A 14078-nucleotide genomic window follows, 5' to 3' on the forward strand; every position below is an offset into this window, starting at 1 on the left:
AGTAATTGTTGTTTCGCTAGGCCTTGATAGTTTTCATTAAATCGTCGTACGAATAAAATTCTTTGGCATTTTCCTCCTGTTGGTATAAGATTCCTACACGAATGGCTTTTACACCGGTAACGCCCTGTAGGTCTTCCAATTCAACAATTTCAACTTCATTATTTAATAACTTTTTATGCTGAAGGAATTTAATATATTCTAAATATTCTATTTCGTCTGCTTTTTGAGAGTAGATAATGGTTATTTTACCTTTTTCGGTAACACGTTTTCCCGTACCTTTAATAACGGCTTTATCTACACGCTTTTTAACTACCTCGTAACGTGCATTGTAAGTCCCATCAACATCAAACTGTTTTTCGTCCATTCTAAAACTAATGGTTAACGGCTGATTAAACACCAAAATCATGGAAGCAACATCTAACTGCACCGGATACTTATGACGGTTTTGGTAATAATCATTCTCCATTTCACACATCACCTGTAACTGCCATAACCTTAAATTATACAGATATATAGTATTAAAACTTTCTTCTTTGGTAATAGCTTCACCAATGTACATGTTATGCTCTACCCCATCGGTTTTAAAACGTTCGAAGTAATGCGGATACATTTGCTGAGCATCTTTCTGCTTTTCATCCAGAACAGAAGCCATATTTTTATTGATAAGCGCAATGGTTTTATCGAAATCCTTTCGGTAATGATACACCACGTTTAGATTCGGATCTATCTTACTAAAATAATCTTCTATCGTTTCACGATACATCTCCCTTTTAGCCATAAAAAACTTAAACAACGGCTCTATTTCCTGTTTAAGGAAATTAGCTATCTGCTGTTCGCTATCTACTTTAAAATCTTCATTAAGCTGTTTTCTATAACTATCTATTTGAAATTTTAATTGTCCGTAAATGGGTAGTGTTTCTTCTGCAAGTACATCATGAATAATACTATTCACCAATGTTAACTGAAGTTCTAAATCACGTTTAGTCGCCAGATTTCTTACTTCTGAAGAGCCTTTAACATCTATTTGTCCGAATAACGGATACACATTTTGAAAGCTAATTTTACTAAACACAGCATTATTACCAACCTCTTGTTTATCCTTTAAAAACTGACGTGCTGCATTTTCAAATTTCCAGCTTACACTACTATGAATTGAAGTACATTCCTGCTGAATAACTGCCTCGATTAAATTTTCATATTCACGCTTAGAACGCTTTACAGCCGATAAAATAAAAGGCATCACATCTACCAGCTTATTCGCATTAACGCTATTTAGAATTTTAGGGGTTTTCGAAACGATCTCTAAAATACCTAACAATTCATTTTTATCTGAAATAGGCGCAAAAATAGCACTCTTAATTCCCTGCTCCTTTAGTATTCTAAATTGGGCAACCTTCCCTTTAGACATCTCGTAATACTTGTCGACATCTGAAATAGAATATGAGGTATTTTTATTAATTAATGCTTTATAAGAAGCCTCACACAATACCGTTTTACAAGGCGACTCTTCTATATCTTTTAATAAAAAACTTTCTATACCCTGCTCATGAACACAGTCGAAACTATCATCTGTTTTATTGTAAATCGAAAAACCAACCTGTAAATCCTTAATCCCTAAAAGCGACTGAAATATAGACTGAAATTCGCCCATATACTGTTTGCTTTCATGTTTACTTTCGGCTATTAAAGTAGATTTCATATTCGATATCGACTGATCATCGGTGACATCGAACATGTTCGAAATTACAAAACCTTTAAACAGGTAACTCTTTGGTGGGAACTTCGTTTTCCAAAGTTCAATATCTTTAAAATTATCGATTAACTCATTAAAGTCATCCTGAGTAATTTTAGGTGCATTTTCGGTAGGAATAATTTCTATGAAATCGGCATTATACGCAATTTTATAAAAACGCATAATCCCTTCAGCATCCGGTATTTCGTATAAAATAGGACGCTTAAAATTTAAATTATACCCGTAACACGCATTTAAAATAACCGCACAAGACATGATATAAATATCATTCTCAGGCATGTTTTTCATTTTCAACTCAAAACCTTCACCTGCTTCTTCAATTATTTTTTTGAAACGATTTGACGCATTAAACACAACATCCTTAAAAGGCATTGATGCTGTTTTAATTTCATTATTGCTTAACACTTCACTAAACGAATCCTGTAAAATAAGTTTAATTTCCTTTTTATAAGTTACAAAATAATCAGGATCGCTGAAACCATCTCTTAAAATAGGATGCGGTTCCTGTACCTCTAAAACTTTACGGGCTTTTGAAGCAATAAATTCGTCTTCGCTTGTTGCTAAGCGCTCATAATGCTCAATAAGTTTATTGAAACTTATTCGCAAATCGAAAGGCGATGGTGTATTTTCGTTGATATCTATCATAGCTTTTACAGATGCAGCAAAGTTACAAAATTAAGAACTACAGGATAACATAGAACAGCCAACTTTGTGCCTTGCCCACTCCGGGCGCTTCGCAAACCATTTTTCCTGACTTGGTTGTTCGTCATAAGGCTGTTTTAACAGCTGAAACAACTCGTCTATTAATTTATAATCTCCATTATTGGCGGCATCGATAGCCAGTTGTGCCATATAATTTCGGAGTACGTATTTGGGATTTATCTTATTCATTTTTACCTGACGCTCTTCATCAGATAAAGATTCCTGTTGTAATCGGTCTGCATAACGTTGAAACCATGCCTGCCATTTATTAATAACTTCACCGGTTAATTCCGAAGGCGCATAAAAAGCTTGCTCAACCAATCGGGTACCTTCCAGATAATTTTCTTTTTTAAACAGCCCCAGGTTTCTAAAGAAAATGGTCATATCGGTTTCTATCAACAATAAATTATCCTCTAAATCCTGAATTAATGATTTATCGAAAACATCTTCATTTTCTAATCCAAGTTTGCTTCGCATCATTTCAAAAGATTTCTTATCAAAATCTATTTTGTAAGCATCTAAAATAGCTTCCAAAGGTTCTGCTTCTTCAATTAATGGATACAATGCATTTGCCAGCTTAAAGAGATTCCAAAGACCGATATTGGGTTGATTACCGTAGCGATAGCGCTTATGCTCTCTATCGGTTGTATTTGGCGTCCAGCCATAATCGAAGCCTTCCAACCAACCGTAAGGTCCGTAATCTATGGTTAATCCTAAAATGGACATATTATCGGTATTCATGACCCCATGTACAAAACCAACACGTTGCCAGTGAATAATCATTTCCAAAGTACGATTCGTTACTTCTTTAAAGAAAGCCAGATAGGTTTCTTTACCTGGTTCACCTAAGTCTGGATAATGCTCTTTTATGGTAAAATCAACTAATTTCTTTAAGTTATCAACATCTTGTCGAGCAGCAAAAATTTCGAAGTTACCAAAACGTAAAAAACTTGGTGAAACACGCGTAACAATGGCTCCTTTTTCGTAAGCGGCATTACCATTATACAACATATCTCGCATAACCTGATCGCCTGACAAAGCTAAAGACAAAGCACGAGTAGTTGGTACGCCCAGATAATGCATCGCTTCGCTACAAAGATACTCTCGTATAGATGAACGCAAGACCGCTAATCCATCAGCTGTTCTGGAATAGGGTGTCTCTCCTGCTCCTTTTAGCTGAACGGCCCAACGTTTGTTATTATGATTAACCTCAAATAAATTAATGGCTCGCCCGTCACCTAACTGCCCTGCCCAGTTCCCAAACTGATGGCCGCCATAACACATGGCATAAGGTTTTGTATTTTGATAGATTTCATTACCTGTGAACACCTTTAAAAACGTGTCGCTTTCAACATCCGTTTTTGACAAACCCAGGTTATCCAACATCGCCTCAGACACATGAAGTAACTTTGGGTTAGTTGTCTGTTTTGGAGCGACAAACGAATAGCAAGCCTGTTCTACCTGACGCCTTGAATTTTCCTGTATCGCATCGGCAGGTAAACTATTTATGAATGTATTATCTATTTTAAGGTTCATTCTTATTTTAATTTTTCGGCATGCATTTTTCTAAGCTTCGCCAGTTTAGGTGTAATTACGGCACTACAATACATTTGTTCCTGATTGTTAGCGTAGTAATTTTGATGATAATCCTCTGCTTCATAAAAAACACCTAACGGACTTATTTCGGTCACAACAGAATTATCATAATACGGTGCTATTTCTTCAACTACAACTTCTGCAATGTCCTTTTGCAAATAGTTATGATAATAAATTACGGAACGATATTGTGTTCCTATATCGGCACCTTGTCTGTTTAATGTGGTTGGATCATGACTCGTCATAAAGACAAGTAATAAATCTTGATATGATACCACATTTGCATCAAACGTAATTTGAACCACTTCGGCATGACCTGTTAACCCTATACATACTTCACGATATGTTGGTTTTCCTGGAGCTGTTCCACCGGTATAGCCCGACACAACCTTTTCAACACCTTTTATTTCATTAAAAACAGCTTCGACACACCAGAAGCAACCTCCACCAACAGTCATTAATTGTAATGCTTTATTTCCCATTAATTTGATTCTTCTACGGTTTGTAATGTTAATGATTCGGAATTTACGCAGTAACGCAATCCACTTGGTTCCGGTCCATCTGGAAATACATGACCTAAATGTGCATCGCAGGTATTACACATAATTTCTACGCGAACCATTCCGAATGACACATCTTTTTCATATTTAACAGCATTGGATTTAATAGGTTGTGTGAAACTTGGCCACCCTGTTCCTGAACTAAACTTAATCGTAGAATCGAATAACGGCGTATCGCAACATACACAATTATATTTCCCTTCTTCATAAGATGAACAAAGCGCTCCGGTGTGTGGCGCTTCGGTACCTTTATGGCGTGTAATTCTATATTGTTCAGGTGTCAATTGCTCCTTCCATGCTTCTTCTGTTTTTTCAACTCGAGTATCTGGTTCTGGGTTACCATTAACCGCAAAATTTATAATGTCTTTCCAAGTCAACATAGGCTTGTTTTGTTTCTTTAATATTAATGCTTCACAAAGTTAAAGAATAGTCGATAGAACTAGAGCTTCCTTACTATTATTCATTGAATTATACCAAAGGAAAAAGCTGTACATTTTACTAAATGCAAGACATAATCTATTAAAATTGGATTTTTTTCATTTTTTTGAGAGGTTCACAGGTAAAAAAGCATAAAATCATCTACCAAAAATCCTTTTACCCGTATGTAAAATAATTCCTCATTATTTACAGAGAAATTAAAAGAGAATTTGAATTTAAAACCCTATATTTCAACTACAAAAACCAACTTTATTTTATCCTTAATTAAACTAAAAAATCAATATGACATCAGGATTTGAAACATGGGACTATGCTGTATTTATAGCATATGCCATATTAATTTTAGGTGTAGGCCTTTGGGTATCGCGAGACAAAGGCGAACATCAAAAAAATGCAGAAGACTATTTTTTAGCAAGTAAATCGTTACCTTGGTGGGCCATTGGCACATCTCTTATTGCTGCAAATATCTCTGCCGAACAATTTATTGGCATGTCTGGCTCTGGATTTGCCGTTGGTATTGCCATAGCTTCCTATGAGTGGATGGCAGCCCTAACACTTATTATCGTAGGAAAATATTTTCTGCCCATTTTTATTGAAAAAGGTCTTTACACAATTCCAGAATTTGTTGAAAAACGATTCTCTACGAACCTAAAAACCATATTAGCTGTATTCTGGATTGCTCTCTACATATTTGTAAACTTAGCATCTGTTTTATACTTAGGAGGCTTAGCCATCGAAACAATAATGGGTATTGATATGATGTATGCCATTATTGGGCTAGCCCTTTTTGCAGCTGCCTATTCACTATACGGTGGTTTATCGGCTGTAGCCTGGACCGATGTCATACAAGTAGTTTTCTTGGTTTTAGGAGGTCTAATTACTACCTACCTAGCTTTAAATACGGTTTCTAATGGGGAAGGCATTTTAGTGGGCTTTTCAAAGGTTGTTGAAGCTGCTCCGGAAAAATTTCATATGGTTCTTGATGAATTTAATTCCGATGGTAGTGTAAACTCCAACTATCTGGATTTGCCTGGAATATGGGTATTAATTGGCGGATTATGGGTTGCCAATATTTATTACTGGGGATTCAACCAGTATATTATTCAACGTACATTGGCTGCGAAATCACTTAGAGAATCGCAAAAAGGAATTCTTTTAGCAGCATTTCTTAAAATAATAATTCCATTAATTGTGGTTATTCCTGGTATAGCAGCGTATGTTATGGTTAATGACCCTGAGATTATGTCGAATTTGGGAGATCTAGCCCAAATGAATATGCCAAGTGAAACCCAGGCTGATAAAGCCTACCCTTGGTTACTACAATTTTTACCCACTGGACTTAAAGGTGTGGCATTTGCAGCCTTAGCTGCAGCTGTAGTTTCCTCGTTAGCTTCTATGCTTAATTCTACCGCTACCATTTTTACAATGGATATTTACAAACAATACATTAATAAAAATGCCAACGATAAAACCACGGTTAATGTTGGACGTATAACCGCAGCTGTAGCTTTACTTATTGGTGTAATAATGGCTCCTTTATTAGGAGGAATCGATCAGGCATTCCAGTTTATTCAAGAATATACAGGCATTGTAAGCCCTGGAATTTTAGCTGTATTTATTCTCGGACTATTTTGGAAAAAAACAACAAATAAAGCAGCCATATTCGGAGCCCTTTCATCTATACCAATAGCTTTAGGTTTAAAATTTTTACCTATCCCTGGTTTAGAACCATGGATGCATCAAATGGGTATTACCGCATTATTAACCATGTTAATAATTGTTTTGGTGAGTTACTTAGAACATAACGGTCAAGATGACGCTAAAGGCATAAAACTAACAAAACAACTATTTCAAACTTCACCACTTTTTAATGTTGGCGCCTTTGCAATTTTAATAATTCTAACGGTATTGTATAGTCTGTTTTGGTAAAGGCATACAAAAAAAACAAAGCCACTAAGATTTAAACTCCTAGTGGCTTTTTTTATTTTAAAAAATTCTATTTTTATTAGAATCCTTTGTTTATTGCATAAGCTGCGTCATTCCAACGTAACTCTTGTTTAAATCTATATAAATCGGTTTTCTCATCGATTAATAAGAATTCAATATCCATAATATCAGCATAATCTTCTAGAGACTCTGCAGAGATATTCTGGCTATAACATGTATGGTGAGCACCACCAGCATGAATCCAAGCAGCAGCAGCTGTTTGTAAATCTGGTTTCGCATCCCAAAGCACGCGAGCTACTGGTAAGTTAGGCATTTCGTCTTTAATTTCAACAGCTTCAACTTTGTTTACTAACATTCTGAAACGGTTACCCATATCAACAACAGAAGCATTTAAAGCTTTACCAGCTGCACTGTTAAATACTAAACGCACAGGATCTTCTTTTCCACCGATTCCTAACGGGTGAATCTCACAAGACACATCGCCTTTAGCAATTGTAGGACAGATTTCTAACATGTGTGATCCTAAACACGTCGTATTTTCTGGATCGAAGTGGTACGTGTAGTCTTCCATGAAACTGTTACCACCTTCAAGACCAGCACCCATAACTTTCATAGTACGTACTAAAGCCGATGTTTTCCAATCTCCTTCACCACCAAAACCGTAACCACTAGCCATTAAACGTTGCGTTGCGATACCTGGTAATTGTTTCATACCGTGTAAATCTTCGAATGTATCAGTGAATGCAGAATACCCACCGTTCTCTAAGAATGCACGCATACCTAACTCGATTTTAGCTGCGTCTCTTAAAGACTGACGCATAGATCCATCAGCTTTAATTTTCTGAGCCATTACATAAGTATCGTCGTACTCTTGTACTAAACGGTCTACTTGTGCATCGGTAATTTGATCAACGAAATCTACTAAATCTCCAATTCCGTAACCGTTAACTTCGTATCCAAATTTAATTTGAGCCGATACTTTGTTTCCATCGGTTACAGCAACCTGACGCATGTTATCACCAAAACGAGCTACTTTCATACGACGGCTATCTGCTACAGCATTAGCCACACGACACCAGTCTGCCACTTGTTTGATAACTTTTTCGTTTTTCCAGTGACCCACAACCACTTTACGGTTTTTACGTAAACGCGATACTAAGAACCCGAACTCACGACCACCATGTGCCGATTGGTTTAAGTTCATAAAGTCCATATCGATAGTTCCCCAAGGAATATCTCTGTTGAACTGCGTATGTAAGTGCAAAAATGGTTTTTGTAAAGCCGTTAAACCAGCAATCCACATTTTTGCCGGAGAGAACGTATGCATCCAAGTAATAATACCAATACAGTTATCATCGTTATTTGCAGCTTTGCAAATCGCGTGAATCTCATCTGCCGTCTTAACTGTTGGCTTAAAAACTACATTTACCGGAATCTCAGCATTTGCCGTGTAGGCATTTGCAATTTCTTGTGAATGTTCAGCAACCTGTTTTAAGGTTTCAGGTCCGTACAGGTGTTGACTCCCCGTTACAAACCAAACTTCGCCTTGTTTAAAATTAATCATTATTTATAAAAAATAGTTTTTGTTAATTGTTATGATAAATAAATGTAAAGCGCTATCACAGCCGCAACAACAGCAAAACCAACTGGTTTTAAATACTGCCAAGGCGTAATATCCACTTGTTTTGTATACTCCTGATTGTAGTCTGTTTCTCTTGGTATAAAAGAACTTACTACGTACATGATGATTACTGTCAATACAAACAAAATACCCATTAAGTGTAAGAAACTAATATCTGGCTTAATAACGTATAAAGTTGTTAAGTATGTTACCACACTAAATAAGATCGATATGTTGGCCGCCTTTCCTGATACTCTTTTCGAAAAGATTCCAACTAAAATAATAGCTAAAATTGGCACACTGTGTGTTCCGTTTAACTCTTGTAAATACGTGAAAATTCCACCTTCAACACCGTATAATAACGGCGCAATTGCCATAGAGAATACAGCTAAAACAATTCCGAAGATTTTACCGGCTTTAACCACTTGTCTTTCTGAAGCATCGTGGTTGATATATTCTTTATAGAAATCTAAACCGAATAAAGTAACCGAACTGTTTAAGGCACTATTGAAAGAACTTAAAATCGCACCGAAAAGTACAGCTGCAAAGAACCCGATAAATGCTACCGGTAATACCGCTTTCACCACCATTGGATAAGCTTCATCGGCATTTGCTAAGTCTCCATTAAATAAATAAAATGCAATAATACCTGGAAGTACTACGATAAATGGTCCTAAAATTTTAATGAATGCAGCTAATAATAATCCTTTCTGACCTTCTTTTAAGTTTTTAGCACCTAACGCTCTTTGAATAATCGCCTGGTTTGTTCCCCAATAGTAGAAGTTTACGATTAACATGCCTGTAAATAGGGTTGCGAATGGCACATCAGAATCTGGTCCACCAATAATATTAAATTTCTCAGGTAATGTTGTTGTTAATGTTTTTAAACCTTGAAAAACACTTCCATCACCGATTTTCATTAAACCGAAAATTGGAATTAACGACCCTCCTATGATTAAACCTACGGCATTAATAGAATCGGATACAGCTACCGCTTTTAATCCACCGAAAATCGCATAGATACTACCAATAATACCAATAGCCCAAACCGTAACCCATAATGCTGGTTCCGGATCCATTCCTAACATTTCAGGAATATCAAACATGGTATTAATAGCTAATGCCCCAGAGTACAATACTGTAGGAAGCATTGAGATAGCATACCCTAACAAGAATAATAATGAGACAATTGTTTTTGTGCTCTTACCGTAACGGTTTTCCAAAAACTGAGGAATGGTTGCAATACCACTTTTAAGGTACTTAGGTAATAAAACAAACGCTGTGAACACCATTGCAATGGCAGCTACAACTTCGTAAGCCATAATTGGAATACCGTCTCTAAACGATACACCATTCATTCCCACAATTTGTTCTGTTGATAAGTTAGTAAGTAATAACGACCCTGCAATTACAGGCCCTGTAAGACTCCTTCCTCCTAAGAAATACCCATCAGATGAATTCTCATCTGTTTTTCTTGTTGACCACCATGCAATTACAGCAACCAACAAAGTAAAAGCGACAAAAGATAAAATACTCATAATAGTTTATTTAGTTTTAGTTATTAGAAATTATTACGCCATTAGCACCCCTGACCATAATAAGCATCTTTTCCGTGTTTACGTTCAAAATGCTTTTTCTTCAAGGCATCTTTTAAAATAGCTGCATTAGGGTTAATTTGCAAGGTTAAGTAAGCCATTCTTGCTACTTCTTCACAAACGGCGCTATTATATACTGCTTTTGCAGCTGTCGTTCCCCAAGTAAACGGCGCGTGATTTCCAACAAGTATCATACCTACTTCGTTGTAATCTAAATTACGCTCATTAATACAATCTATAATTTGATACCCGGTCATGTGCTCATAATCACCCGCAATATACTCATCTTTCATTGGCGGAGCACATGGAATATCAGAAATTAGATGATCGGCATGTGTGGTTCCAAAAATCGGAATATCCTTGATAGCCTGAGCCCAAGCAGTACCATAGGTTGAGTGTGTATGTACTACACCTCCAATTTTATCCCACTCTTTATATAAAACGGCATGTGTTTTAGTATCTGAAGACGGACGCATAGATCCTTCAACAATCTTAGCATCGAAGTCACAAATTACCATATCTTCAGGTTTTAATTCCGAATATGGTACACCACTTGGTTTAATAGCAAACACGCCTTTATCACGATCTACAGCACTGGCATTACCAAATGTAAATAGCACTAAGCCTAACTCCGGAAGTTGCATATTTGCTTCGTAAGCTTCTTCTTTTAATGATTTATAGCTACTCATAATCTTATTTTTTCATTATGTGGTTTTCCATAGCAACACAAAGTTCACTATAGTCGTTATATACTTTTTTATAAGCCTCTACATTTTCCTGAATTGGCTCATACACTTTCTCAAACGGACTTGCCATTGCATCCATAGCTGCTTCTGTATTAGCATGAACTCCTGCAGCAACAGCTCCAAATACTGAAGCACCTAAAGCACAAGCCTGCTCTGACTTAGCTACTTTAATTGGTGCATCTAAAACATCGGCCATGATTTGCATCACTAAATCTGATTTTTTAGAGATACCCCCAATAGCAATTACACCGTTAATAGCGATACCTTCTTCAACAAAACGATCAGCGATTTTTTTAGCTCCGAAACAAGATGCTTCTACCAATGCTCTGAATACTTTTGGAGATGTACTTCCTAAGTTAATTCCAGAAATGACACCTTTTAAATTCTGATTGGCATCTGGTGTTCTTCTACCATTCATCCAATCTAAAGCCAACTCACCTGAAGCACCAATTGGTTCTTTTGCCGCAGCTTCGCTTAATTTTGGTAAAATATTAGCTAAGGCTTCTTCTACTAATTGTGCTTTAACTTCTTCTGAAATTAAATTTGTACCACCAATAAGTTCTTTAATTGGCCAGGCAATTAAACGCTCATACCACGCGTAAATATCTCCAAAAGCTGACTGACCAGCCTCAAGACCTAACATACCCGGAATAACAGAACCATCTACTTGTCCGCAAATACCTTTTACCAAATGTTCTTCATCCTGCATTGGTGTTACCACGATATCACAGGTAGACGTTCCCATTACTTTAGTTAAGTGATAAGGTTCGATATTCACCCCAACAGCACCCATATGGCAATCGAAAGCTCCAACAGCAACTTCTACATTGGCAGGTAAACCTAAACGGTTTGCCCACTCTTCTGAAATGGTTCCAACAGACACATCAGAGGTGTAGGTATCTTTAAACAATCTATCGGTTAATCCATCTAAAACAGGATCTAAAGCCACAAAGAAATCGTTTGGTGGTAATCCACCGAAAGACTCATGCCATAATGCTTTATGACCGGCAGCACAACGGCTGCGTTTCATTTGTGTTACATCGTCTCCTCCTGTTAATAAAAAAGGAACCCAATCACAATGTTCTACCCATGAATAGGCTGCTTCATGAACGGCTTTATCTGCTCTTGAAACATGTAATATTTTAGACCAAAACCACTCTGAAGAATAAATTCCGCCTTCATATTTAGAATAATCAATATCCCATTTTGCACAAAGGGCATTAATTTCGTCTGCTTCTTTAATTCCTGTGTGATCTTTCCAAAGTACGAACATCGCATTCGGGTTTTCTTCAAAACCTTCCAACAATGCTAATGGCGTACCAGTTTTATCAACAGCTACTGGCGTAGAACCTGTAGTATCTACTCCAATACCTACAATGTTATTTACAACATCTTCACTAACCTGAGCTACTACCGATTTAATGGTAGCCTCTATACCTTCAACATAATCTAAGGGATGTTGTCTAAACTGACTTTCCGATGGAACGCAATATTTCCCTTCTTTCCATCGTGCATAATAATGAACTGCTGTAGCCAACTCTTCACCGGTAACCGTGTTAACAATTAACGCTCTAACCGAATCTGACCCGAAGTCCATTCCTATGGTGTATTTTACATTATTCATAATATGAATATAACAATTTTAATTATTCTTCTTTTCTAAAGAAATAAGCATTGCAATATAACATTTATTTTAAAAGTGTAACACTCACACTTTTAAAAATTTAGTCAAAAAAAATAACTTATTAAAAGTTATTTTTTTCGTTGTTATAAATTGAAGTTCAATTCTTTGTTATAAAGTTCTTCGTCAAACTGATAGAAATAAGCACCTTTTCTGGATTCAGACATGTCTTTTTCTTCTAATCTAACCAAGTAATCCATCTGTGATACTTTCCTTCTGAAGTTTCTTTTATCAAGTTGCTCACTTAAAATACCTTCATACAGCATTTGTAACTGTGGTAAAGTAAATTTAGCCGGTAATAAATTAAACGCTATAGGGAAATTTCTAACACGACGTCTCAAACGTCGAATTGCGGATCCTACCATCTCACTGTGATCGAAAATAAGCTCTGGTAATTCTTCAATTGGAAACCACTTCGCATCGTATTTTCCTATACGCTCCTCGTTATACTCCGATTTTAAAATCATCGCACTATACGTGGTAGATACTACGCGCCCTGAAGGGTCTCTATCTGCCTTACCAAAGGTTCGTACCTGTTCCATATAGATGTTTTCCAATCCGGATAAATCATACAGAACACGATTAGCAGCATCGTCAATATCTTCATCGTTACCAACAAAACCACCAATTAAAGACCATTTACCTTTTTCGGGTTCAAAACCACGATGTACCAGAAGCAATTCCAGCCTGTTGTTATTAAACCCGAAAATGATACAATCTACAGCGAGCTTAATTTGTTGTTTTTGTTCCAATATCTTATTCACAACAAATTAGTCTTACTATTATTGATTTCCTTTTTTGTAATCCTCTAAGAACTTAGCTAAACCAATATCTGTTAAAGGGTGTTTTAATAATCCTGTAATAGACGATAAAGGTCCTGTCATCACATCACTACCAATTTTAGCACAGTCGATAACGTGCATTGTGTGACGGATTGAAGCCGATAAAATTTGTGTTTCGAAACCGTAGTTATCATAAATCTGTCTGATTTCAGCGATTAAGTTTAATCCATCAGTAGAGATATCATCTAAACGTCCTAAGAAAGGAGATACATAAGTTGCCCCTGCTTTAGCAGCTAATAAGGCCTGCCCAGCGGAGAATACTAATGTCACGTTTGTTCTGATGCCTTTATCCGAAAAATATTTACATGCTTTAATACCATCAGCAATTAAAGGTAATTTAACCACGATTTGTGGGTGAAGTGCAGCTAAAGCCTCACCTTCTTTTACCATACCTTCAAAGTCTGTAGAAATTACCTCAGCACTAACATCACCATCAACAATATCACATATCTTTTGGTAGTGTGCTAAAATATTTGCTTCACCAGTAATGCCTTCCTTAGCCATTAAAGATGGGTTAGTTGTAACACCATCTAATACCCCTAAAGCCTGTGCTTCTGCAATTTCGTCTAGGTTTGCTGTATCAATAAAAAATTTCAT

Annotated in this window: 11 protein-coding genes; 1 reads left to right on the forward strand and 10 read right to left on the reverse strand. The window is 36.5% G+C overall.

Translation table 11 applies throughout. From position 1 onward, the window contains the following. Positions 1–16: 16 nt before the first annotated feature. Genes NO995_RS03445 through msrB form a run of 4 tightly spaced genes read right to left on the reverse strand, consistent with a single transcriptional unit; the run spans position 17 to position 4991 of the window. A complete protein-coding gene (locus NO995_RS03445) occupies positions 17–2398 on the reverse strand; it encodes a GAF domain-containing protein (protein WP_258226266.1) in 2382 nt (793 codons plus the stop codon). A gap of 30 nt (positions 2399–2428) precedes the next feature. Then, entirely contained in the window at positions 2429–3991 is a 1563-nt protein-coding gene (locus NO995_RS03450) for a YdiU family protein (protein ID WP_258226267.1), read from the reverse strand. Between the two features lie 2 nt (positions 3992–3993). Beyond that, entirely contained in the window at positions 3994–4533 is a 540-nt protein-coding gene (gene msrA / locus NO995_RS03455) for a peptide-methionine (S)-S-oxide reductase MsrA (protein ID WP_258226268.1), read from the reverse strand. Beyond that, positions 4533–4991 carry a peptide-methionine (R)-S-oxide reductase MsrB gene (gene msrB / locus NO995_RS03460; RefSeq protein ID WP_258226269.1) on the reverse strand — a complete coding sequence of 153 codons (459 nt, stop codon included), beginning with the start codon at positions 4989–4991 and terminating at the stop codon, positions 4533–4535. Before msrB ends, msrA begins: the two co-directional genes overlap by 1 nt. 340 nt (positions 4992–5331) lie before the next feature. Here msrB and NO995_RS03465 point away from each other — a divergent pair, with 340 nt between their 5' ends. Continuing rightward, the gene (locus NO995_RS03465; RefSeq protein WP_258226270.1) at positions 5332–6978 is read left to right on the forward strand and encodes a sodium/sugar symporter; all 1647 of its coding nucleotides are present in this window, start codon (positions 5332–5334) and stop codon (positions 6976–6978) included. A gap of 76 nt (positions 6979–7054) precedes the next feature. Here NO995_RS03465 and araA read toward each other — a convergent pair whose 3' ends face one another. The 6 genes from araA to fsa all read right to left on the reverse strand — a co-directional run bounded on the left by araA (position 7055) and on the right by fsa (position 14078). After that, positions 7055–8560 (reverse strand): L-arabinose isomerase, encoded by a 1506-nt coding sequence (gene araA / locus NO995_RS03470; protein ID WP_258226271.1) that lies wholly within the window; start codon positions 8558–8560, stop codon positions 7055–7057. Positions 8561–8589: 29 nt separating this feature from the next. After that, positions 8590–10155 carry a solute:sodium symporter family transporter gene (locus NO995_RS03475; RefSeq protein ID WP_240571960.1) on the reverse strand — a complete coding sequence of 522 codons (1566 nt, stop codon included), beginning with the start codon at positions 10153–10155 and terminating at the stop codon, positions 8590–8592. Between the two features lie 41 nt (positions 10156–10196). After that, a complete protein-coding gene (locus NO995_RS03480; RefSeq protein WP_308813192.1) occupies positions 10197–10904 on the reverse strand; it encodes an L-ribulose-5-phosphate 4-epimerase in 708 nt (235 codons plus the stop codon). Position 10905: 1 nt separating this feature from the next. After that, complete coding sequence (locus NO995_RS03485) at positions 10906–12582, reverse strand: ribulokinase (RefSeq protein ID WP_258226273.1); 1677 nt, start codon at positions 12580–12582, stop codon at positions 10906–10908. Between the two features lie 143 nt (positions 12583–12725). After that, positions 12726–13403 carry an NUDIX hydrolase gene (locus NO995_RS03490; RefSeq protein ID WP_258226274.1) on the reverse strand — a complete coding sequence of 226 codons (678 nt, stop codon included), beginning with the start codon at positions 13401–13403 and terminating at the stop codon, positions 12726–12728. Between the two features lie 18 nt (positions 13404–13421). After that, the gene (gene fsa / locus NO995_RS03495; RefSeq protein WP_240571964.1) at positions 13422–14078 is read right to left on the reverse strand and encodes a fructose-6-phosphate aldolase; all 657 of its coding nucleotides are present in this window, start codon (positions 14076–14078) and stop codon (positions 13422–13424) included.

The organism is Aestuariibaculum sp. M13 (genome assembly GCF_024723255.1).
GTDB lineage: Bacteria > Bacteroidota > Bacteroidia > Flavobacteriales > Flavobacteriaceae > Aestuariibaculum > Aestuariibaculum lutulentum.